The 23,301-nt window shown below is 72.1% G+C and carries 16 protein-coding genes; 5 read left to right on the forward strand and 11 right to left on the reverse strand.

The features are described from left to right. A partial coding sequence (locus CIB93_RS19280) for an AAA family ATPase (RefSeq protein ID WP_096628363.1) occupies window positions 1-2,278 on the forward strand: 2,278 nt, incomplete at its 5' end. Between the two features lie 111 nt (window positions 2,279-2,389). On the opposite strand, the gene nucS is transcribed toward CIB93_RS19280, so the two are convergent. Continuing rightward, entirely contained in the window at window positions 2,390-3,061 is a 672-nt protein-coding gene (gene nucS / locus CIB93_RS19285) for an endonuclease NucS (RefSeq protein WP_096628456.1), read from the reverse strand. 272 nt (window positions 3,062-3,333) lie between these two features. On the opposite strand from nucS, the gene CIB93_RS19290 reads away from it, so the two are divergent. Beyond that, window positions 3,334-3,726 carry an SCO5389 family protein gene (locus CIB93_RS19290; RefSeq protein WP_096628364.1) on the forward strand — a complete coding sequence of 131 codons (393 nt, stop codon included), beginning with the start codon at window positions 3,334-3,336 and terminating at the stop codon, window positions 3,724-3,726. Window positions 3,727-3,844: 118 nt separating this feature from the next. Here the strand turns inward: CIB93_RS19290 and CIB93_RS19295 are convergent, their stop codons facing one another. Further along, complete coding sequence (locus tag CIB93_RS19295) at window positions 3,845-4,900, reverse strand: LLM class flavin-dependent oxidoreductase (protein WP_096628366.1); 1,056 nt, start codon at window positions 4,898-4,900, stop codon at window positions 3,845-3,847. Between the two features lie 214 nt (window positions 4,901-5,114). Between CIB93_RS19295 and CIB93_RS19300 the strand changes: the two genes are divergently transcribed. Then, window positions 5,115-5,444, forward strand: coding sequence for an ATP/GTP-binding protein (locus CIB93_RS19300; RefSeq protein WP_096628367.1), 330 nt, complete (start codon window positions 5,115-5,117; stop codon window positions 5,442-5,444). A 45-nt stretch (window positions 5,445-5,489) separates the two neighbouring features. Here the strand turns inward: CIB93_RS19300 and CIB93_RS19305 are convergent, their stop codons facing one another. The 7 genes from CIB93_RS19305 to mce form a co-directional block, all read right to left on the reverse strand. Continuing rightward, window positions 5,490-6,341, reverse strand: coding sequence for an ABC transporter permease subunit (locus CIB93_RS19305; protein ID WP_096628369.1), 852 nt, complete (start codon window positions 6,339-6,341; stop codon window positions 5,490-5,492). Further along, entirely contained in the window at window positions 6,338-7,546 is a 1,209-nt protein-coding gene (locus CIB93_RS19310; RefSeq protein ID WP_096628370.1) for an ABC transporter ATP-binding protein, read from the reverse strand. Before CIB93_RS19310 ends, CIB93_RS19305 begins: the two co-directional genes overlap by 4 nt. Before the next feature lie 138 nt (window positions 7,547-7,684). Next, on the reverse strand, window positions 7,685-8,464 hold the full coding sequence (locus CIB93_RS19315; RefSeq protein WP_096628457.1) for an ABC transporter permease subunit: 780 nt from the start codon (window positions 8,462-8,464) through the stop codon (window positions 7,685-7,687). A 5-nt stretch (window positions 8,465-8,469) separates the two neighbouring features. Next, window positions 8,470-9,465: an ABC transporter ATP-binding protein gene (locus CIB93_RS19320; protein ID WP_096628372.1), complete on the reverse strand. Its 996-nt coding sequence runs from the start codon at window positions 9,463-9,465 to the stop codon at window positions 8,470-8,472. A gap of 97 nt (window positions 9,466-9,562) precedes the next feature. Further along, complete coding sequence (locus CIB93_RS19325; protein WP_096628373.1) at window positions 9,563-10,501, reverse strand: cellulose-binding protein; 939 nt, start codon at window positions 10,499-10,501, stop codon at window positions 9,563-9,565. Window positions 10,502-10,701: 200 nt separating this feature from the next. Next, window positions 10,702-14,562 (reverse strand): polarized growth protein Scy, encoded by a 3,861-nt coding sequence (scy, locus tag CIB93_RS19330; RefSeq protein WP_096628375.1) that lies wholly within the window; start codon window positions 14,560-14,562, stop codon window positions 10,702-10,704. A 199-nt stretch (window positions 14,563-14,761) separates the two neighbouring features. Further along, a complete protein-coding gene (gene mce / locus CIB93_RS19335; protein WP_096628376.1) occupies window positions 14,762-15,190 on the reverse strand; it encodes a methylmalonyl-CoA epimerase in 429 nt (142 codons plus the stop codon). A 145-nt stretch (window positions 15,191-15,335) separates the two neighbouring features. On the opposite strand from mce, the gene CIB93_RS19340 reads away from it, so the two are divergent. Both CIB93_RS19340 and meaB read left to right on the forward strand, forming a co-directional pair. Further along, window positions 15,336-16,541 carry an acetyl-CoA C-acetyltransferase gene (locus tag CIB93_RS19340; protein ID WP_096628378.1) on the forward strand — a complete coding sequence of 402 codons (1,206 nt, stop codon included), beginning with the start codon at window positions 15,336-15,338 and terminating at the stop codon, window positions 16,539-16,541. A 59-nt stretch (window positions 16,542-16,600) separates the two neighbouring features. Then, window positions 16,601-17,569 carry a methylmalonyl Co-A mutase-associated GTPase MeaB gene (gene meaB / locus CIB93_RS19345; RefSeq protein WP_179500166.1) on the forward strand — a complete coding sequence of 323 codons (969 nt, stop codon included), beginning with the start codon at window positions 16,601-16,603 and terminating at the stop codon, window positions 17,567-17,569. Between the two features lie 121 nt (window positions 17,570-17,690). Here meaB and CIB93_RS19350 read toward each other — a convergent pair whose 3' ends face one another. After that, window positions 17,691-18,110 carry a hypothetical protein gene (locus tag CIB93_RS19350; protein WP_096628379.1) on the reverse strand — a complete coding sequence of 140 codons (420 nt, stop codon included), beginning with the start codon at window positions 18,108-18,110 and terminating at the stop codon, window positions 17,691-17,693. A gap of 10 nt (window positions 18,111-18,120) precedes the next feature. Further along, complete coding sequence (locus CIB93_RS19355; RefSeq protein WP_096628461.1) at window positions 18,121-23,286, reverse strand: DUF6531 domain-containing protein; 5,166 nt, start codon at window positions 23,284-23,286, stop codon at window positions 18,121-18,123. Between the last annotated feature and the right edge of the window lie 15 nt (window positions 23,287-23,301).

A 23,301-nucleotide genomic window follows, 5' to 3' on the forward strand; every position in this document is an offset into this window, starting at 1 on the left:
CGTCCGCCGCACCCCCGCCGAGCGCGCCGACCACGAGCGCGCTGGCGCACCCCCCGTTCCCCCGGGCCCGCCCGCCCCGCAGCCGGCCCTGCTGGAGCGCCAGGAGGAGCGCGAGCGCCTGGTCGGGCTGCTGGCGCGCGGCCGCAGCGTACGCCTGACCGGCCAGGCCGGATCGGGCCGCACCGCCCTGCTGGACGTCGTCGCCGCCGACTGCGCCGACCTCGCCCCCGACGGCGTCGTACGCCTCAGCGGCCGCGGGCGCACCGCCACCGACCTGCTGTACGCCCTCTTCGACACGGTCTACCGGGCCCCGCTGCACCGCCCCGACCGCGAGGAACTGCTCACGTTCGTGCGGGGCATCGGCGCCGTCGTCACCGTCGACGACCTGGAGATAGCCGGGGCGGCCCTGGACGAACTGCTCGGCGCCACCCCCGAGTGCGCCTTCCTGTTCGCCGCCACCCCCGAGGCCGCCACCCCCGGTGTGGAGGGCCACGTGGAGGAGGTCCTCCTCGCGGGCCTCGGCCGCGGCGCCTCGCTGGAGCTGCTGGAGCAGGTCGTCGAGCGCCCCCTCACCGAGGACGAGCGGAACTGGGCGGGCGACCTCTGGTTCGAGTCCGAAGGGCTGCCGCTGCGCTTCGTCCAGGCGGGGTCCCTGCTCCGCCAGGGCGACCAGCTGCGCGTCGACCCCACGGCCTTCGACGAGTACGACTACTTCGAGCCACGCCCGGACGACGCGCCTCCGGTCCCCGAAGCACCCACCGCCGAAGCCCTGGACGTCCCCCTGCCGAGCCTCGGCGAGGGCGCCGCGCCCGCCGTGCTGCTGGCCTCCCGGCTCAGCGAGGCCGCCCGCGAGACCCTGCGCTTCGCCGTCGCCCTCGGCGGCGAGGTGCCCCACCAGGCCCACCTGCCGGCCCTCGTGGGCGACACCCACGCGGACGCCGCACTCGGCGAACTCGCGGGCTGCGGCCTGCTCTCCCCGGCCGGACCGCGCTACCGCCTCGCCGCAGGGGTGCTCGCCCAGCTGGAGGCCGGCGGCTACGCGGACGAGGCCGCCGCCCACGCCCGTACCGCCGCCCAGCACTACGCCTGGTGGACCTCGCACCCCTCGGTCACCCCGCAGCGCGCGGTCGCCGAGTCCGACGCGATCGTCGCCTCCCTGGCCCGGCTGGTCCCCGGCGACGAGGCGGGCGCGGCCAGCGCCGCCGTCCTGCTCGCCCGCAGCGCCGCCCCGGCCTTCGCCGCGGGCCTGGGCTGGGGAGCCTGGGAACGGGCCCTGAGGATCGGCCAGGAGGCCGCCAGGAGCGCCGGTGAGGTCGCCGAGGAGGCCTACTTCCACCACGAGTTGGGCGTCCTCGCGCTCTGCACCGGCAACCCGGACCGGGCCCGGACCGAGCTGGAGACCTCGATCGGTATGCGCGGCGCGCTCGCCGACAAGTCCGGGGCCGTCGCCGGACGCCGTGCGCTCGCCCTGGTCGCGGACCGCTCCGGCGACTTCACCCCCCTCGGCCGCATCCCCTCGGGCGACGAGGTGCCCGTCGTACGCCGGGACGGCCCGGGCACGCCGCCCGGCGGGTTCCCGGGCCCGCCGGTGTTCGCCCGGCCGGACCGGCAGGACGGCCCGGACTCGATGCCGGACCCGACCCTGATCTCCTTGCTGCCGCCGGGCCCCGCCCCGTACAAGAACGGCGCCCGCGCGCTCCTGGGCGGGGCCCGGCACAACCTCGCCGCGGCGGGCGCGGGCGCGCTGCTGATCGCCGTGCTCGGCACCGTCGTCACCCTCGGCGTCACCACGGGCAGCGAGGAACCGGGCAGCCGCAACGTCACCACCGAGCAGTCGGCCTCCGAGGACGGCACCGACGACGACACGCCCGCCGACGAGCCGCAGGACGGCTCCACACCGGGGCGGGAGACGACCGGCGGCGCGGCCCCGACGACCCCGGGCGCCTCGGGCCCGGCCACCCCCAGTACCTCCGGTACGCCGTCCCCGAGCGCCTCCACGAGCACCGGCACCACCCCGACGGACGGGCCGACGGGCAGTGAGAGCAGCAGCCCGTCCGACGACCCGTCGCCCAGCGGGAAGCCGACCACGCCCACCGAGCCGCCGACGACCCCGCCCACCGAGACGCCGACGACTCCGCCGACCGAGCCGCCGACGACCCCGCCCACCGAGACGCCCACCGACGACCCCTCGGAGTCGGAGGGCACCTCTTCCGCGAGCGGCCCCGTGGAGTCGGCGAGTGCCCCGGAGCCGACCCCGGCCACCGACGCGACGGCCTGAGCGCTCCAGGGCATACGTCAAGGCTCCAGGGCGTACCAAAGGCTCCCGGACATACGCGAAAGCCGGGCCGTCCGCGTCGAACGCGGGCAGCCCGGCTCCCTCCGGCAGGGGTCAGAACAGCCGGAGCTTGTCGTCCTCGATGCCGCGCATCGCGTCGTAGTCGAGGACCAGGCAGCCGATGCCCCGGTCCGTGGCCAGCACCCGGGCCTGCGGCTTGATCTCCTGCGCCGCGAAGACGCCCCGGACCGGTGCGAGATGCGGGTCGCGGTTCAGCAGTTCCAGATAGCGGGTCAGCTGCTCGACGCCGTCGATGTCACCCCGGCGCTTCAGCTCCACGGCCACCGTCCCCCCGTCCGCGTCCCGGCACAGGATGTCCACCGGGCCGATCGCGGTGGGGTATTCACGGCGGATCAGGGTGTGGCCCTCGCCGAGGATCTCGATCCGGTCCGCGAGCAGCTCCTGGAGGTGCGCTTCCACGCCGTCCTTGATCAGCCCCGGGTCGACGCCGAGCTCGTAGGAGGAGTCGTGAAGGATTTCCTCCATCGTGATGATCAGTTTCTCGCCCGCCTTGTTCACCACGGTCCAGACGCCTTCGTCCTCGCCGGCGCCCTCCTTCAGGGTGCACGGCGGGGACATCCAGTTGAGGGGCTTGTACGCCCGGTCGTCGGCGTGGATGGAGACGCTGCCGTCCGCCTTCACCAGGATCAGACGGGGGGCAGAGGGCAGGTGGGCTGTGAGCCGGCCCGCGTAGTCCACGGAGCAACGGGCGATGACGAGACGCATGGTCGGCAACGCTACTCGACGACGGGGGCCCGGCGCGATTTCCCCACCTGTTGCCCCCTGTCACTCGGTGCGCGCGGCGTTGCGGCCGCGCGGGCTTGCCCCTCTTTGCGCCCCTTCGTTATTGGCCGGTTGTGTTCCCAATCTCCTGGTGCGGCCCCGATCGCACGCTTACCGTGGAAGCAGGAGGTCGCCGTCCGTGCACGCTGCGTCGTCGCCCTTCTTCCCTGCCCGTAAGGCCCCGGCCACTGCCCGGGGTCGCGAGAGGAGAACCCATGTCGCTCGACGTCTCACCGGCGCTGTTGGAACAGGCCGAGCGAGGCGAGGTCGACGAAGCCGACTTCGTCGACTGCGTCCGGACCTCCCTGCCCTACGCATGGGAGATGATCAGCTCGCTGGTGGCTCAGCTGAAGGTGGAAGGTGGACAGTTCGCCGACAACCAGACGCCTCCGCCGGACGAGCAGGCACGTGGTCAGCTGCTGCGCGCGCTCGCGAGTGATGCGATACGCGGCGCGCTTCAGCGGCACTTCGGAGTGCGTCTCGCATTCCAGAACTGCCACCGCGTCGCGGTGTTCCCGCTGGACGCCTCGGTCGACGACCGACTGGCCAAGTTCACCTCGGTGAGGGGCCAGTTGCTCAACCAGTCGCCCGAACTACGGGACTGCTGAACGCTTCTGCTGCCGTTCCGGGCCGCGGGAGGTGCAACTGGCTCCGGGGCGGCAGCTCCCGTACCACCGCACCACAGGTCCCCCAGAGATGTCGCCGAGGAACACCGGCATGCGCAGGTCAGGTGAGCAGGGGCAGCACGTCGGCGCCCAGTCGTCGGACGTTCTCCTCGGTCGCCGCGAGATCCCCCGACCCCTCCACCAGCAGGGCGAAGCGCGTGATCCCCGTCCGCTCGGCGGTGGCCGCGAGGCGGTCGGCGGCCAGCTTCGGCGTGCCCACCGGGTGCAGCCCGCACAGCAACTCCGTATACGCGACGGGGTCCCGCATCACGCGGTGCCTGCCGTCGACCGTGACATGGGCGTCGAGCCCCTGCCGCAGCCACCCTGGCATCGTCTTCACCAGCGTCTCCACCGCGTCCCCGGGGCTGTCCGCGAGCTGGGCCACCCCTGCGGACACATGTGCGGCCCCCTCCACCACCTCGGGCGGCTGACCGGCCTCTCGGGCGGCCGTACGCCACAGGGCGACCATGTCCGCCTTCTCCTCGTCCCCGCAGTGCATGCCCAGCAGCATCGGGAGCCCCTGCCGCGCCGCGAGCCGTACGCTCGACGCCGAGGTGCACGCGACGACGACCTCGGGCCCACAAGCGCCCGCCCCCGCCCCCGCCTCGTCCGGCCCGGTCAGCAGCTCGTCCGCGCGCGGCACCACGGCCACCTCGCGGAAGCCGAACCGCTCGCCGCGCCCCGCGACCCTCGGCTCCCGCAGCCAGTCGAGCAGCAGGTCCAGTGCCTCGGGGAAGCCGTTCTCATAGGCGTCGAGACCGCCGCCGAAAACCTCCAGGTCCACCCAGGGACCACCCCGGCCCACCCCCAGCGAGAAGCGGCCGCCGCTGGTCAGATGCAGCAGCGCGGCCTGTTCGCCGAGGGCGACCGGGTGGTGGTTGGGCAGGACACTGACCGCGGTGCCGATCCGGATCCTGCGGGTGCGGCCCAGCAGCAGCGCGGCCAGCGTGGTGGCGGACGGGCAGACTCCGTACGGCACGAAGTGGTGCTCGGCCAGCCAGACCGAGTCGAGCCCCGACGCCTCAGCGGCCTCGGCGGACCGGACGGCCCGGTGCAGGGCCTCACCCGGCCCCTGCCCCGGGAACTGGGCTGCCAGAACGAACGTTCCGATGCGCATCGCCTATTGCCTCCTTGCGGCCCGACGCGGTTCTCCCCCACTGGCAACAACGTCTGACACGTGCCAAAGGCACGGTCCACGAAGAAGTTGTTGCGATTTTCCGCTAACTCACCCCGCTGCCGGATCGGGCCGCCCGCCGTACCCGACGGCTGTCCCGGAAGCGAGGCTCTAGGCTTGAACCCGCCGTGCCCGAACCGCCCCCGTGAGGTGTCCTGTGTCCCCGCGCCGAAACCGCCCCCGTGGTGGCGAGAGTCCCGCCGACCGGCCCGGCACGGCGCCCGGACGGTACGGCGGGGGAGGGGCCACCGAGAGCTGGCAGGGCGAGGAGTGGTCGGTGCGCCCGGTCAGCGGCGCGAGCGCCCAGGGCAAGCGCTACCGCTGCCCCGGCTGCGACCAGGAGATCCCCTCCGGCGTCCCGCACCTCGTCGCCTGGCCCGAGTTCGGCGGGATCGACGACCGCAGGCACTGGCACAAGGCGTGCTGGAACGCGAAGGACCGCCGCACCACACGGGTGCAGCGGTCCAGGAACGCGCCGCGCTACTGAGCCCACAGGCCCGGGCGCCCCGGCCGAGCCGAGGGGCCGGGTGCCTCAGACATCACGCTGTTTCAGCGCCGCGTACGCCCCGCCCAGCGCCGCGGCGGCCAGCAGCGGCATCAGCAGCAGCGGCTCCCAGCCGGACGGCCCGGAGCTGGTCACCGTCGTGCCGTACAGCGCGCCGAGCTGGTTCGGGATCGAGTACTCGATCAGGAAGCGCTGGAGGCCGCGCAGGCTCTCCGCGTACATGAACGGCGCGAGCACCAGAGGCAGCAGCACCACACCGATCATGATCGTGATCGCGCCCGCCGAGTGCCGGACGATCGCACCGACGCCCAGGGACAGCAGGCCGAGGGTCGCGATGTAGACCCCGGCCCCGAGGGTGGCGCGCAGCCACAGGGAACCCGAGGCGGTGCCGCCGTCCAGGATCAGGGTCTGGAACGCCGCGATGACCGTGGCGGCCACCGTCGTGAGGGCGAAGGTCAGCAGGAAGAAGACGATGGCCTTCGCCGTCAGCACCCGGCTCCGGCTGGGGCAGGCCGTCAGCGTCGTACGGATCATGCCGGTGCTGTACTCGGAGCCGATGGTCAGCACGCCGAGGGTGATCACACAGATCGAGCCCAGCAGCACCCCGAAGAAGCCGAGGCCCAGGACGGGCTCGCCCATCAGGTCGGTGTCCGTGGCGGCGATCAGCAGCGCCGACCCCACCCCGACCGCCAGCATCAGCACGACCATCACGCCGAGCGTCCAGATCGTGGAGCGCACGGAACGGATCTTCGTCCACTCCGAGGCGATCGCGTCGCCGAGGGTCGCGGGGCGGATCGGGATGGGCGAGGTGTAGGACACCGCCGGACCGTGTCCCGGCGCCTGCCGCTCGTGGGCCTGGGGGGTGGCCGGCGTCGTCATCGGGGGTCCTCGCTGGTCTGCTGTCCGGCCGGGGCGGCGGGAGAGGGCTCGGGGGCTGTCTCGGGGGCCGCTACGGGAGCGGGGAAGGAGGCCGCGGGGGCTTTGCGCGCCTCCGCGTCCCTCCCGGAGGCCGCGTACGGGTTCTGTCCGGGCGGCGGCGGGGCGTACCAGCCGTCCTGCGGCACCTCCACCGGTCGGGGGTCCCCGTGGCCGGGCGCGGCCCCGTAACCGCCCGAGCCGTCCCCGTACGGGCCCTGCTGCGGCTCCGCGAGGCCCGCCTTGGCGTCGTCCGTCGAGCGGTAGTCGACCACGCCCTGCGTCATCCGCATGTACGCCTCCTCAAGGGAGGCCTGGTGCGGCGAGAGCTCCCAGAGCCGTACGTCGTTCGCGTGCGCCACGTCGCTGATCCTCGGCAGCGGCAGCCCGGTGACGCGCAGGGCCCCGTCCGGCTCCGACATGACCCGGCCGCCCGCCTCGATGAGCGAGGCCGTCAGCTTCTCGCGCTCCGCGGGGTCGCCCGTCGGCACCCGTACGCGGGCGAAGTCGGCGGAGTTCGCCGAGATGAAGTCCTTGACGCTCATGTCGGAGAGCAGCCGGCCGCGGCCGATCACGATCAGATGGTCCGCGGTGAGCGCCATCTCGCTCATCAGATGGGACGAGACGAAGACCGTACGGCCCTCGGCGGCCAGCATCTTCATCAGGTTGCGGACCCAGTGGATGCCCTCCGGGTCGAGACCGTTGACCGGCTCGTCGAAGAGCAGCACCTGCGGATCGCCGAGCAGCGCCGCCGCGATCCCGAGCCGCTGGCCCATGCCGAGGGAGAAGCCGCTGGAGCGCCGCCTGGCGACGTCCTGAAGACCCACGACACCCAGCACCTCGTCGACCCGTGCCGCCGGGATGCCCGCGAGCTGGGCCAGGGACAGCAGGTGGTTACGGGCGGTGCGGCCGCCGTGCACGGCCTTGGCGTCCAGCAGCGCGCCGACCTGGCGCGGCGCGTTGGGCAGGCTGCGGTAGGGGTGGCCGCAGATCGTGACGCGACCTGCGGTGGGGCGGTCCAGGCCGAGGATCATGCGCATGGTCGTGGACTTGCCCGACCCGTTGGGACCGAGGAACCCGGTGACGGCACCCGGCCGCACCTGGAAGGAAAGGTCGTCCACGGCCGTCTTCGCGCCGTAGCGCTTGGTCAGGCCGACTGCCTCGATCATTCTCCAGCCCCATCGACTTCACTCGGTCGTCGGGGCTCGGGCCACCTGGCCGCGCACCCCCGTAAGAGTTAGGAGGATAACCAGGCCTTGACGGTTCCGGCCAAGTCGCGCACGGCGTGCGAGCAGGCCGTTACGGGCTCACGCGTCGCGCTTCTTCAGGACCAGGTAGCCGCCGAGCAGCGCGGCCAGCACCCAGAGAACCATGATCCCGAGGCCGGCCCAGGGGCCGTACGGTGCTGGATCGCTGTTCAGTGCCCCCGGGACGACCTGCATGATCTTGGAACCGGCCTGGTCGGGGAAGTACCGGGCGACGTCCTTCGCGTACGGCACCGCGATCAGGATCTGTGAGACCAGGAAGAAGAACGGCATCAGGATGCCCAGCGAAAGCATGGAGCTGCGCAGCATGGCCGCCACCCCCATGGAGAAGATCGCGATCAGTCCCATGTAGAGACCGGCGCCGACCACCGCGCGCAGCACGTTCTCCGCACCGATGTCCGTGCCCCGGTCGCCCAGCAGTGCCTGGCCGAGGAAGAACGAGACGAAGCTGGTGAGCAGGCCCACGAGGAGGGCGAGCACCCCGGCCACCGTGATCTTGCTGAAGAGCAGCGTCCCGCGCTGCGGCACGGCCGCCAGCGAGGTGCGGATCATGCCGGAGCTGTACTCCGTACCGACGACGAGCACCCCGAACACGACCATGGCGAGCTGGCCGAGGACCGTCCCGGAGAAGCTGACGAGCGTGGGGTCGAACGTGACCTGCTCGGCCTCCGAGAGGTCGTCGAACGTGGCGTTCAGCAGGGCGCTCAGCGCCGCGCCCATCGCGACCGTGACGACGAACGCGCAGATGAGGGTCCAGGTCGTCGAGGAGACCGATCGGATCTTGGTCCACTCCGAGGTGAGAACCGCGGGTACCGATGCCATCGTCGTCACTTCCCCTCGTTCTCGGTGGCGCCCTGCTTGTTCCAGTCCTCGCCCCAGCCCGCGCCCACCGCGGGCGCCCCGGCGACGGGGTCCCGTTCGGAGTGGGCGTGATACTCGACGGAAGCGGCGGTCATCTGCATGAAGGCGTCCTCCAGCGAGGCCCGCTGGGCGCTCAGCTCGTGCAGCACCACCTGGTGACGGGCGGCCAGCTCGCCGAGCTCCTCGGTGGTGGCGCCGTCGATCTCCAGGGTCCCGCTGCCCGTCTCGACGACCGTGAATCCCTCCTGGTGCAGCACATCGCGCAGCCGTTCCTGCTGGGGCGAGCGCAGCCGCACATAGCTGCGGGAGTTCTCATGGATGAAGTCCGCCATCGAGGTGTCGGCGAGCAGCTTGCCCTGGCCGATCACGATCAAATGGTCCGCGGTCAGCGCCATTTCGCTCATCAGGTGGGATGAGACGAAGATCGTCCGGCCCTCCGAGGCGAGCGCCTTCATCAGATTGCGGATCCAGTGAATTCCCTCGGGGTCCAGTCCGTTGACCGGTTCGTCGAACATCAGGATCTCGGGATCGCCGAGCAGTGCCGACGCGATGCCGAGCCGCTGGCCCATGCCGAGGGAGAACCCCTTGGACTTCTTCCGCGCCACCGCGCTGAGGCCGACCATGTCGAGCACCTCGTCGACCCGGCTGCTCGGGATGCGGTTGCTCTGCGCCAGGCACAGCAGGTTGTTGTACGCGCTGCGGCCGCCGTGCATCGCCTTGGCGTCGAGGAGCGCCCCGATGTACTTCAGCGGTTCCTGGAGGTCGCGGTAGTGCTTGCCGTCGATGCGCACCGTGCCACTGGTCGGATTGTCGAGATCGAGCATCATCCGCATCGTGGTGGACTTGCCTGCCCCGTTGGGGCCCAGAAAGCCCGTCACGATACCCGGTTTAACCTGACATGTCAGGTGATCAACAGCGATCTTGCTGCCGAACCGTTTGGTGAGTCCCTCAAGCTCGATCATGCGCCTACGCTAGAACGCCCGAGCGCCCGGCGCCACCACAAAGGCGGAACCGGGCGCACACGGGGGTATCGCGGGTACTGCGGGTGCCGACGTGGCGTCAGCGGGTCTGCTGGGCGGGCACGCCACGGGTGGCGGCCTCGTCCTCCACCGGGTTGCCGGCGGCGGCCACGGCGGCGCCGGTCAGCGTCGCCAGCATCTCGCGGACGTTGGTCAGCTGCGCGTTGATCGAGTCGCGGCGGTTGGTGAGCGCCGCCAGCTCGCGCTCCGATTCGCTGCGGATCCGGTCGGCCTTGGCGTTGGCGTCGGCGACGATGTCCTCGGCCTGGCGCTGCGCGGTCTCCACCGTCTGGCGGGCCCGGCGCTCGGCGTCCGTACGGAGCTTCTCGGCCTCCAGGCGGAGCTGCTCGGCGCGGTGCTCGATCTCGGCGAGGCGCTTCTCGGCCTTGGCCTGACGGGATGCGAGGTCGCGCTCCGACTGCTCGCGGCGCTTGGCGAGGTTCGTCTCGAAGTCGGCCGCGGCCTGGGCGGCCTTGGCGCGGGTCTCCTCGAAGAGGGCGTCGGCCTCCTCGCGCTTCTGCTGGGCGTCCTTCTGGGCGTCCGAGCGCAGGGTGTTCGCCTCGCCCTGGGCCTTCTCGACGATACGGACGCCCTCGTCCTCGGCCTTCGCCTTGCGCTCGGCGGCGAACGACTCGGCGTCGTTGCGCACCTGCTGGGCGGCCGACTCGGCGAGCTCGCGGTGCTGCTCGGCCGCGCGACGGGCCTCCTCGCGCAGGTCCTTGGCCTCCTCCTCGGCGAGGCGGAGAATCTTCTCGACACGGGCACCGAGACCGGCGTACGACGGCTCGGCGTCATTGACCTGGGCCTGGGCGTTCTGCGTTTCGAGGTGCAGCTCCTCGATGCGCTTTTCCAGAGAGGTGATTCGGGCCAGAGCACTGTCACGGTCGGCGACGAGCTTGGTAATGCGGTCGTCCACCTGACCGCGGTCGTAACCACGTCGCACGAGCTCGAAGCCGAAGGGGGAGGAAGGGTCGCTCATGGGGTTCCTGTCGAATGAGACCGGTGAGGTGATAGGGGGAATCCTAGGGGCCATAGCGGCGTGTCAGCGTGCAGATGCCGGTTTGATCTGGAGAATGACACCCCTTTTGAGTGGCTGACCCCCGGAGTACTTGCACTCGAAGGGTTGAATGTCCATGACGAAGCACGGGCCCCCGTAGATCACTACCGTCCGGTAGGTCGCTACCGCTCGGACGACTTGCCCCCCGAACGGCTGCCCGCCGCCGCTGGAGCCTTGACGCCTCCCGCGGAGCCGCCCGCCGGTTTACCGCCCCCGGTCGGAGCCTCGAAAGACTCCAACGCTTCGAGCACGTCCTGGACACGGGAGATCTCCGCATTGATGTCCTCGCGCCTGCGCACCAGGACATCCAGCTCGCGCTGTCCCTCGTCGACCGTCTTCTTGGCCTCGGCCTCCGCGTCGGCACGCAGCTTCTCCGCCTCGCGGATCAGCCCGGCCTTCTTGGCCTCGGCCTCCTTCAGCAGCGACTCGGCCCGCTTCACCGCGGCGATCCGTACCTTGCTGGCCTCCGAATTGGCCTCCGCCAGCAGCTGCTTGGCCTTCGCCTCGGCCTCCTCGCGCTGCTCGGTCGCCGCCTTCATCAGGTTGTCGACGCGCTCGCCCGCCGTCTTCATCTGCTCGGACGTCTCGCGGCGGGCCCGCTCGTGCAGCTCCTCGATCTCGCTCTCCAGCCGGGCCCGCAGCTCCTCGGCCCGCTCCCGGATCTGCGTCGCGTCGCGCCGGGCGCCGACCAGCAGTTCGTCGGCGTCGGCACGGGCGCGCTCCACGAGGGTGTTGCCCTCGACGGTCGCCTCCGAGGTGATCCGTTCGGCCTCCTTGCGGGCCGCGCCGACCATGGTGTCGGCCTGCCCCTCGGCCTCGGTGGCCGTGCGCAGCGCCTCCTCCCGCGCCTTGTTGATGAGCTGGTCCGCCTGCTCGGCCGCGTCCGCCCGGCGCTTGGCCGCCGCCTCGCGGGCCTCGTCCAGCACCCGGTCCGCCTCCTGGCGGGCCTCCGCGCGCAGCTCCTCGGCCGCCGACTCCGCATCGCTGCGCAGCCGTTCGGCCTCCTCGCGGGTCCGGGCCGCGTGCTCCTGCGCGGAACCGAGCCGCTCGGCCGCCTCCGTGCGCATCCGTTCCGCCTCGGCGCCCGCCTCGGCCAGCGTCCGGTCCGCCTGCTCGGTGGAGTCGGCCCGACGGCGGTTGGCCTCCGTGGTGGCCTCGACCACCAGCGCCTCGGCCGCCCGGTCCGCTTCGGTGCGGATGCGCTCGCTCTCGGTCGTGGACTCGGTGATCAGCAGGTCCGCCTGCGCCGCCGCCTCCGAGCGGATGCGGTTGGCGTCCTGACGGGCCTCGGCCCGGGCCTTGGACGCGTCCTGCTCCGCCGACGCGAGGGCGTCGGAGGCTTCCGTACGCATCCGCTGGCTGTACTCGGAGGTGTCCGCGCGCAGCCGCTCCGCCTCGGCGATCGCGTCGGCGACCGTCCGCTCGGCCAGCGCCTTCGCCGCCTCGCTCTCCTCGTTCGCCTCCCGGCGGATCCGGCTCGCGTCCTCGGACGCCCGTTCCCGCTCGGCGTGCGCGTCGGCGCGGACCCGGTCCGCCTCCTCCTGCGCCTCGCCGCGCGTGCGCTCCGCGACGTGCTCGGCCGTCGAGCGCAGCCCGGCGATCTCCTCCTCGGCCTGCTCCTGGAGACCGGCGACGGAGTCCCGCACCTGCTGGGCGGTCTGCTCGGCAGCCGCGACCAGCTCGGTGGCCCGGGCGTCCGCCTCCGCGACCAGCCGCTGCGCCTCGGCCTGCGCCTCCTCGACCCGCTTGCGGGCGGAGGCGAGCAGCTCCTCGCTCTGCTCGCGGGCCCGCTCGCGCTCCTGCTCCGCCTCGGTCCGGGCCGCGCCGAGGATCTCCTCGGCCTCCCGGCGGCGGCGGGACGCCTCCTCCTGGGCGGCTTCCAGCGCCTCGGCCGCCTCGGTGGCGACCCGCTCGGCGGCTGCGGCCGCCTCCGCACGCACGCGGTCGGCGCTCTCCTGCGCCTCGGACCTGAGCCGCTCGGCCTCGGCGGACGCCTCCGTGCGCAGCCGTACGGCCAGGCTCTCGGCCTCGGCCCGGGCCTGTGAGGCGTCTGCGGCGGCCTCGTCGCGCAGCCGCTCGGCCTCCACCCCCGCCTGCTCGGTCAGCGCCCGCACGCGCTCGGCGGTCTCGGCTCGCTGCCGCTCCGCCTCCTCGGCCGTCTCGCGGCGGATGCGTTCCGCTTCCGTACGCGCCTCGCCGAGCGCCTCCTCGGCGGCGGCGAGCCGGGCCTCGGCCTCGCCGTGCAGCCGGGTCTGCTCCTCGGCGGCCTCGGCCTGCCGGGCGGCGAGGCCGCGCTCTGTCTCCTCGCGCAGCTCGGCAGCGGCCCGCTCGGCCGCCTCCGTGGTCGCCGCCGCCTGCTCCTCGGCCTCGGCCCGCAGCTTGTCGGCCTCGGCGCGCGTGCGCTCCAGCGTCTCCTCGGCCTGCTTGCGCAGGGTGGCGGCCCGCTCGGCGGCCTCGGCGCGGATGCGCTCGCTCTCGCCGTTCGCCTTGGTGCGCAGCTCGTCGGCGTCGGCGCGGGCCTTGGTCAGCAGCTCCTCGGCGGTGCGTGCACCCTCCTCCAGCTGCTGGACCGCCTCGCGGCGGGCCTCGCTCCGGATGCGCTCGCCCTCGGCGACCGCCTCGGAGCGCAGCTGCTCGGCCTCGCCGCGCAGTCGGCGGGCCTCCTCCTGGAGCTCGACCGTCTTGGCCCGGTACTCCTTGGTGTCGTCCTTGGCCGCGCCCTTGAGCTGGTCGGCCTGCTCGGCGGCCTCGCCGCGCAGCCGGTCCGCCTCGGCCTCCGCCTCGCGGCGGATGCGCTCGGCCTCCTCGCTCGCCGCCTTCGTCGTCGACTGCGCGTCCTCGGAAGCCTTGGTCAGCACCTCCTCGGCGCTGCGGGCGGCCTTCGCCAGCTGGGCCGCGGCCTCCTCGGCGGCGACCGTACCGGCCTTCTCGGCGGCCTCCGCGACCAGCCGCTCCGCCTCGGCGCGGGCGTCGGACAGGGCCTGCTCGGCCTCTTCCTTGAGGGCGTCGGCGCTCTTGGTGGCCTCGCCGACCAGCCGGGCGATCTCCGACTTGGCCGTACGGGTGCGCTGCTCGTTCTGCGACTCGGCGGCGGCCAGCTGCTTGGCGGCCGCCTCCTTCGCCTCGGCGAGGACCTTGTCGGCCTCCAGGCGGGACTCGCGCAGCCGGGTCTCGGCCTCCGCGAGGCGCTGCTCGGCGGACCGGTTCAGCTCGGCGGTCTGGCGGCGGGCCTGGTCGGTCTCGGCGGTCGTGCTGGAACGCAGCTGCTCCGCGTGGCTGGTGGCCTCCTGGGCCTGCGCGGACGCGGCCCCGAGGAGCCGCTCGGCGTCCTTGCGGGCGCGCAGCAGGATCGCTTCGGCTTCGGCCCTGGCCGCCTCGGTGTCCGCGCCGACCCGCTGGCGGGTCTCCTCGGCCAGCCGGGCGGCCTCGTTGCGGGCGGCGGCCAGCGCCTGTTCGGCCTCGGCGCGGGACTCGTCCATGAGCCGACGGGCCTGCGCCTCGGTCCGGGCGCGCAGCTGCTCGGCCCAGGCGACGTTCTCGTTGACGTGCGACTCGACGGTCTGGCGGCGCTCGGCCAGCTCCTGGTCGAGCCGCTGCCTGCGCTGCACGGCCTCGGTGTGCAACTCCGCCTGGAGGCGGGCCTGGTGCTCGGCGTGCTCCTGGAGAATCCGCTGCGTCTGGGCCCGGGCCTCGCGCAGTTCGCGCTCGGCGTCGCTGCGCATCTGCTCGGCCTGGACCTGCGCGTTCCGAAGGAGCTGTTCGGCCTGGTAGCCGATGTCCGCGCTGTCATAGGCGGGACGGGTCGCGAGATTGCGCCGAGCCTCGTGCAGCTTGGCGCGCAAGACCTCGACCTGGTAACCGAGGTCCTCGGCGTGCTGGACGGCCTTCTCCCGGTCGGTCTTCAGCCGGTCCATCTCGGCTTCGAACCGCGAGAGATGGTCGTCTTCAGCTCGGTGGCTCTCCTGGCGTTCGTAGCCCCGCACTGCGCGGTCCCATCCTTCCCCGAGCTCTCAACGTCGTTCGAGCAGGGGAGACCCCAACCCTGGTCGCAACGCACGAGTACCGCTCGCCGGCGAGCGGTCCCCCGGGGAATGGTGACAGACAAACGACGAGGACGCGGTACGGCCCCGACCCGGCCCCGGCCCGGAACCGCCCACTCTACCGGGCCGGATATCCGCCAGGTCAGTGCTCCGGGCTGCTCGTGACCAGTTCGGTGAGGACTCCGTGGCAGTCCTTGGGGTGCAGGAACGTGATCCGGGACCCCATCGAACCCGTCCTGGGCTCGTCGTACAGCACCCGGACGCCCTTCTCACGGATGTCCGCGGCGTCCCCGTCGACGTCCGCCGTACCGAAGGCGATGTGGTGGACGCCCTCCCCGTTCTTCGCCAGCCACTTGCCCACGGCCGAGTCCTCCCGGGTCGGCTCCAGCAGCTGGAGGTACGAAGCCCCGCCGTCCGAGGTCTCGTTGATCTTGAGCATGGCCTCCCGGACGCCCTGCTCCTCGTTGATCTCGGTGTGGAACACCTCGAACCCGTACGTGGCACGGTAGAAGTCGACGGTCCTGTCCAGGTCGAAACAGGCGATTCCGATGTGATCGATGCGCGTCAGCATGAACTCAGCATGGCTCCGCGCCCCGGCTCCCGCCACGGTTACGCAACGTGCGCGCGATCACACCGGCAGCCGGATGACGGGCGCGGCACCGCTCAGTACATTCAGGTAAACCCTCGTTCACATCCGATCCCAAGGGGCCGTGCCCATGCCAGCAACGACCGGTACCACCACCTCAGTGATCGTCGCGGGCGCCCGGACGCCCATGGGCCGCCTCCTCGGCTCCCTCAAGAGCTTCTCCGCGGCCGACCTCGGCGGAGTGGCGATCAAGGCCGCCCTGGACCGGGCGGGCATCGGCGGCGACCAGGTCCAGTACGTGATCATGGGCCAGGTGCTCCAGGCGGGCGCGGGCCAGATCCCCGCCCGGCAGGCCGCCGTCAAGGCCGGCATCCCGATGAACGTGCCCGCGCTCACGATCAACAAGGTGTGTCTGTCCGGGCTGGACGCCATCGCTCTGGCCGACCAGCTCATCCGCGCCGGGGAGTTCGACGTCGTGGTCGCGGGCGGCCAGGAGTCCATGACCAACGCCCCGCACCTGCTCCCCAAGTCCCGCGAGGGCTACAAGTACGGCGCGATCGAGATGCTGGACTCGATGGCGCACGACGGTCTCACCGACGCCTACGAGAACATCCCCATGGGCGAGTCCACCGAGAAGCACAACACCCGCCTCGGCCTCGACCGCACCACCCAGGACGCGATCGGCGCCCTCTCCCACCAGCGGGCCGCCGCCGCCCAGAAGAACGGCGTCTTCGAGGCCGAGATCACCCCGGTCGAGATCCCGCAGCGCAAGGGAGACCCGGTCCTGTTCGCCAAGGACGAGGGCATCCGTCCCGAGACGACCGTGGAGTCCCTCGGTAAGCTGCGCCCGGCCTTCGCCAAGGACGGCACGATCACCGCGGGCACCTCCTCGCAGATCTCCGACGGCGCCGCCGCGGTCGTCGTCATGAGCAAGGCCAGGGCCGAGGAGCTCGGCCTCGACTGGATCGCCGAGATCGGCGCCCACGGAAACGTCGCGGGCCCCGACAACTCCCTCCAGTCGCAGCCCTCGGGAGCCATCCGGCACGCCCTCAAGAAGGACGGCCTGACCGTCGACGACCTCGACCTGATCGAGATCAACGAGGCGTTCGCGGCCGTCGCCGTCCAGTCCATGAAGGACCTGGGCGTCACCTCGGACAAGGTCAACGTCAACGGCGGCGCGATCGCGCTCGGCCACCCCATCGGGATGTCCGGTGCCCGGGTCGTCCTCCACCTGGCCCTGGAGCTGAAGCGGCGCGGCGGCGGCACGGGCGCGGCGGCGCTGTGCGGCGGCGGCGGCCAGGGCGACGCACTGATCATCCGCGTTCCGGGCAAGTAGTACCCGTACGGATTCCAGACCCGTACGGATTCCAGGGCTAGGGCAAGGCGAACGGAGCGGTGAACGTGGACGTGGACGTCCCCACGCTGGTCGAGCAGGCGCGAGCAGGCAGGCCGCGTGCGGTGGCCCGGCTGATCTCGCTGGTGGAGGGGGCGTCCCCGCAACTGCGCGAGGTGATGGCCGCGCTGGCACCGCTGGCGGGCCACGCCTACGTCGTCGGGCTCACGGGCTCGCCCGGCGTCGGCAAGTCCACGTCCACATCGGCCCTGGTCTCCGCCTACCGCCGGGCGGGCAAACGGGTCGGCGTCCTCGCCGTCGACCCGTCCTCGCCCTTCTCCGGCGGCGCCCTGCTGGGCGACCGGGTCCGGATGTCGGACCACGCGTCCGACCCCGGCGTCTACATCCGCTCGATGGCCACCCGGGGCCACCTGGGCGGCCTCGCCTGGTCCGCCCCCCAGGCGATCCGGGTGCTGGACGCGGCGGGTTGCGACGTGGTCCTCGTCGAGACGGTCGGCGTCGGCCAGTCCGAGGTGGAGATCGCCTCCCAGGCCGACACCTCCGTCGTCCTGCTCGCCCCCGGCATGGGCGACGGCATCCAGGCGGCCAAGGCCGGAATCCTGGAGATCGGTGACGTCTACGTGGTCAACAAGGCCGACCGCGACGGCGCCGACGCCACCGCCCGCGAGCTGAACCACATGCTGGGCCTCGGCGAGTCCCGCGCCCCCGGCGACTGGCGCCCCCCGATCGTCAAGACGGTCGCGGCCCGGGGCGAGGGCATCGACGAGGTCGTGGAAGCCCTGGAGAAGCACCGGGCCTGGATGGAGGAGCACGGAGTACTGGCCGCCCGCCGCACGGCCCGCGCGTCCCACGAGGTCGAGACGATCGCCGTCACCGCGCTCCGCGAGAGGATCGCCGACCTGCGCGGCGACCGCCGTCTGCACGCCCTGGCCGAGCGCATCGTGGCGGGGACCCTGGACCCGTACGCGGCGGCGGACGAGCTGGTGGCGGGGGTCACGGGGGGCTCCTGAGCAGGTGCTGAAGGCACCGGGGCGGCATGAGCCGCCCCGGTGGCGCTCTCGCGTACGGGCCCGGCGCGCCCACCGCCCCGTCCTCGGAGCAGAGGTGGCGCCCGGGCGCCGTCCGAGGGTGCTACTCGACCAGACTCAGCGGTCCGGGCGCATCGATTCCCGCCGCTTCGACCGCCGCACGGCAGAATCTCTCGGGCGGGCAGTAGCGGTGCGCGGTGATGTAGTGGATGACCAGGTTCGGAGCGGCGTAGATTGTTCCGTCCTCTCCCTTCACCCGGATCTCCGCCGAGCCGAGCCATACCCGGGTGTCCCCGTTCGGCCCGCCGCAGACGGAGACCCGGTCCGTGTCGCAGAACTCGCACCTGTGAAAGCCGCGCATCTGGTTCTCGTAGGCGGCGCTGAGGATCACCAACGCCTGCACCACCCGTTCGTCCACGACGCCGGTGGCGTAGCCGTGTTTGGGATGCAGCCATCCGACGTTGAGCATGGCACGGGGTGACTCGTCGTAGGAGTACGGTGACAGATCAGGGTAGTGGCTCATGTGCTGTCCCTCAGCGTCGCGGGTCGCAGTGTTTCCGGCAGATCGCCAGATGGACCGGGCCCATATTGGGTTTGAGGATCTCGCTGAGCAAGGTCTCCTTGCTCACCGTGATGGAACCGCTCAGCATCCTCAGGTCGGACCCGGGTGCCACGGTGTAGTCCGGGAACGACTTGCCCGGACCGACGATCTCCGTGGGCTTGATCTTCTTCCCCTGCTCTATCGCGAGGCCGACGGACTGGCGAAGGCCGACGCCGTCCGCCACGTAGAAGTATCCCCAGGTGCCACTGGGCATGTCGGTGTCCCCGGTGCCGCGGACGTACCAACCGTGGCCGGCGACGACGGCCTGGCCGTCGGGGCGTCCGCCGGGGAGCCGTTCCGCGGCGGGGCCCACACCCTTGCCGTGTGTGGGTATGTCGTGCCCGCGCAGTTCGGGAGCCACGGCCGCCCGCCGCCACCCCGTGAGCCCCCCGATCCCGGTCACGGCGATCTGCTGGGTCAGTTCCTCCGCGGCCTCCCCGTACAGGTCCGCGAGCGCGTCGCAGCCCTGCTGGCGGAGCATGTACTCCGCGCGGTAGAGGCGGTAGGCCGGGCGAACGGGGAGGTACTTGTCGACGAAGGCCCCAGCGCCGCCGTTCTGGCCGGTGAAGGCGCCATGGAGGTCGCCGACGAATTCGAAGGGCATCTTGAGCCCTTGCACGAAGCCGTTGCCGAAGATCCTCAGACCCTCGCCGAGGCTGTCGACATGGCCGTTGCCGTCATCGCCCGGTACCGGGGTCAGCCCGCTCGGGTCGGTGAGGAAGGTGGGCTGGTTGTCGGCGTACGCGTAGGACGAGACGTACGGGGTGGTCAGGGGCCTCGTGGCCGGGTCCGGACGGTCGAAGCGGCCGGTGGCCGGGGTGTACTGGCGGGCGTGCAGGTCCAGGTCGCCGGTGCTGGCCTCGAAGCGGGCGCCGGTGTAGGACGGCGTGCTCGCGGGTGCCCCGGCCGCCGTGGTGTTGAGCACCCGGGTGCCGTACGGGTCGTATGCCCAGCGCTGGTGCAGGGTCCCGTTCGAGCTGGTCACGTCGACCGGCGAGCCCTGGGTGTCGTGGTGGTAGAAGAAGACCGCGCCCGCACCCGTCCTGGTGGCGGTGGGCCGGCCCAGCGGGTCGTAGCGGTAGGACTGTTCGAGCCTCCAGGCGCTGTCGTACTCGGTCGCCAGGATCGGCAGCGGCCCGTTGGGGTCCCACTGGGTGCGGCTGGTGACGGCGCCGTTCCTGGACACGGCGACCTGGTTGCCGCTCGCGTCGTGGTCGTAGGTGTAGCCGGAACCCGCGACGGTGGCGGCGGAGATCCGCCCGGCCAGGTCGTAGGTGTAGGTGTCCGCTCCGGCCTTGGTCCGGTTGCCCTCCGTGTCGTAGGTGTAGGGCGTGGTCGTGGCGCCCGTCGTGGTCGAGATCAGCTGGTCGGCCGCGTCGTAGGCGTACGAGGTCGATGTGGCGCCCAGCGTGGAGGTCAGGCGGTTGCCGACCCCGTCGTATGTGTAGGAGGTGGTGCGGCTCGTAGCGCAGCCGGCGACCCAGGGCTGCGGGTAGCAGCCGGAGGTGAGGCGCCCGGCGTCGTCGTACGTCAGGTCCCAGCCGCCCGTGCCGACCCCGGCCCGGGTGACGTCGGTGCGCGTGGGCAGGCCCGCCGCCGACAGGGTCTGCGCGGTCCGGGTTACCGTGGCGCCTCCCTTGACGGAGGTGACGGCCGTCAGCCGGCCGGCCCGGTCGTACGTGCGGTCCTCGGTCTCGGTGTTGGGCAGGGCCGACCTGGTGAGGTGGCCCGCCGGATCCCAGGTGTACGTGGTCGTCGTCGAGTCGGCCTTCATGGTGGCCGTGCGGCCGTCGTCGTCGTAGGTGTACGCGATGGTGTTGCCGTCGGAGTACTTGCGGGTGAGCATCTGCCCGGCGGCGTCGTAGGTGTAGGCGAAGCCGCGGGTCCTGGTGAGGTTGCCGACCGCGTCGTAGCCGAAGTCCTCGGAGATCTTCGTGTTGGTGCGGGCTGTCATCCGTCCGGCGTCGTCGTACCCGAAGGTGACGTCCGGTGTCGCGTCCGAGTAGTCGGTCTTCGTGAGCAGGCCGCGCGGGTCGAAGGTGTGTCCGGTCGAGCCGCGCGGGGTGGTCTTCCCGGTCAGGCGGGAGTCGGCGTCGTACGCGTAACTCGTCACCCGGTCCAGCGGGTCGGTGACCGAGGTGAGGCGGCGCGCGTCGTCGTAGCCGTAGACGGTCGCGTGGTCGTTGGCGTCGGTCCGCCGGATCAGGTTGCCGACCGGGTCGTAGCCGTAGGCCGTGACCGCCCCGTCGGGCGCGGTGATGGTGGTGAGCCGGTCCAGGTCGTCGTAGGCGTACGCGGTCCGGCGCCCGTCCGCGTCAGTGCGGCCCGTGACGTTTCCGACCGCGTCGAGCGTCGTGCCGCTCGCGCCGCCGAGCGGGTCCTTCACGGAGATCGGGTTGCCCGCCGGGTCGTAGCCGTAGGTGGTGGCGTACTGGGCGGATGCGGCTCCGGCGGCGTTGCCGCGCGGGTCGACGGAGGTGGCCCGGCGGCCGTCGTCGTCGTAGGTCCAGCTCGCCTTGTGGCCCAGGGGCGAGGTGCGGCCGATCAGATGGCCGTCGGCGTCGTAGGCGTACGTCGTGGTCTTCGCGAGCTGGTTCGTGGTGCCGGTCAGCCGGTTGTTCTTGTCGTAGGCGGAGGTGACCGTCTTCCCGAGCGCGTCGGTGACCTTGGTGACGTTGTCGTTGGCGTCGTAGGCGTACCCGGTGGTGTTCCCCAGCGGGTCGGTGACCACCAGCGCCCGGTTGACCGCGTCGTAGGTGGTCGTGGTGGCCTTGCCCGCGGGGTCGGTGACCTTTGTACGGTTGCCCGCCGCGTCATAGGCGTAACTCGTCGTGTATGCGGCCGGGTTGCCCCCGGCGACGTTCCCGCGCGGCGCGACGGCCGTGAGTATCCGGCCCACCTTGTCGTAGGTGTAGGTGGCCTTGTTGCCGACTGCGTCGGTCTCCGAGGTGAGGCGTCCGCCGGTGTCGTAGGTGCGGACGACGGACTTGCCTGCCGCGTCGGTCGTCCGGGTCAGGTTCCCGGCGTCGTCGTAGGCGTAGCGGGTGGTGTTGCCCGCCGGGTCCTTCGCCGAGGTCAACTGCTCGGCGCCGTTGTACTCGTAGCGTGTCGTGCGGCCCAGCGGGTCGGTGGCCGAGCTGAGCAGCCCGCGCCCGTCGTAGGCGTACCGCGTGGTGTACGCGGCCGGGTCGGCGCCCGTGACATGGCCGCGCGGGTCCGTCCTGGTCGCGACCCGTCCGGCCGCGTCGTACGTGAACGTCGTCCTGTTGCCCAGCGGCGTGGTGACCGAAGTCCGGTTGCCCGCCGCGTCGTAGCCGTAGGTGGTGGTCTTCCCGCGCGGGGTGGTGACGGTCCGGAGGGTGCCGAGCGCGGTGTAGGTGTAGCGGGTGACACCGCCCATCGGGTCCGTCGTGGACGTCAGCTGGTTCGACGCGTTGTACGCGTACGCCGTCCGGTTGCCGCGGCCGTCGGTGTGGCCGGTGATGTTGCCCGCGCCGTCGTAGGTCCAGCTCTCCTCGTAGCCGAGGGCCGACGGCGCCTTCCGGGTGAGCATCCGGCCCGCGCCGTCGTACGTCATCGTCGTGGTGTTGCCGCGCTGGTCGGTGATGGCGACGGGCCGCAGTTCGCGGTCGTAGTCGTAGGTGACGCTCTTGCCGTAGGGGTCGATGGAGGACATCAGGACGTTGCCGGAGTAGACATCCGTCCACACGCCCCCGTCGGGGGCCGTGGTGTGCGACTCACGGCTGCCGTCCCGGGTGAAGGTGGTGACCTTGCCCTTCTGGTCGGTCTGGGAGGTGATCCGGCCGGAGGCGTCGTAGACGTTGCGGACCGTCCCGCCCGCAGGGTCGGTGTACGAGGACAGCCGCCGGCCCGAGTCGTAGGCGTACGAGGAGGCCTTGCCCGCCTGGTCGGTCACCGAGGTCAGCAGACCGCCGGTGTAGCCGTACGTCACGGATGTCGCGTCCGGCAGGGCCACCTCGGTCAGCAGGCCGTCGCTACCGACGGTGAACGTCGTGGTGCGCCCGGAGGCGTCCTCGACGGAGGCGAGCCTGCCGGAGGCGTAGGTCAGGGTCAGTCCCTTTCCGGCCCGGTCCACGAGCGAGGTGAGCCGACCGGTGTCGGAGAAGGTCCGCCGGGTGCGGTCGGGCGTGGTGAGGGTGAAGTCGCCGGCGCCCTTGACGAGCGTGGCCGCCGAACCCGCCGGAGCGGTGTACGTCCCGTCGCTCTTCCGCGTGAAGACGAACGATGCTCCGTCATCCGTCCGGTACGTCACCTTCCCCGTCGCGATCGTCAGCTTCGAGTCGTACGGTGTCGCCCACCCGCGCCCCAGCAGGCCGGTGGCGGCCGAGTCGGAACGGTAGGTGCGCTCCAGGGCCAGCGGCACACCCGGACCGACCAGGGAAGCGTCGGTGAACCGCTCGAAGAACACGCCGGTCGCCGTGTTGACCGGGTCCGCGCGGTGCGCCTGTGCGTAGCAGGTGCAGATGCCGGCCTGGGCTCCGGGGATGTCGGGGGTGTAGAAGGCCTCGACCAGGGGAGAGGTGGTGCCGCCCGGACTGGACGTGCCGTCCGTGCCGGTGAGGAAGATCCAGGCGTAGTACTTCGTGCCGTCCTTCAGATGCCCGCCGAGGGCGCTGCCGCTCCACCAGAAGCACTGGTCGACAGGGTAGGGGTTCGAGGCCCACCATCCGTAGCACCAGGCCCCGTTGTCCAGGTACCGGCCTGTCGGGTCGCCGGTGGACCGCTTGATCTCCTGCTGGTGGACGAAGGTGCCCGCCTCGTCGACGACGTACAGCCACATGCCGGAGTAGGAGGACGCCGTGGCGGTGGGCAGCTTGAGCTGTCCGCCGATGGACAGCTTGGCCGGGTAGGCGGAGGCGTACGCGTTGACCCAGACCGGGTTCCCCGTCGCCCGCGCCCCGGGCGGTGCGGCCGCTCCGCCGGCGGACGCGGCTGCCGGGCCCTGCTTCGCGGGTTCCGTGGGCCGGGCGTGGGGCGGTGTGGACGGCTTCCCGGCCGGGGGTTCGATGTAGGCGCGCAGGGGCGATTGTTCGTGGCGCTTCTGCCGTAACTGCTTGCGTCGCTCGTCCTGCGTCATCGCGACGGGCGGCTT

The organism is Streptomyces sp. WZ.A104 (assembly GCF_002382885.1).
Classification (GTDB): Bacteria; Actinomycetota; Actinomycetes; order Streptomycetales; family Streptomycetaceae; genus Streptomyces.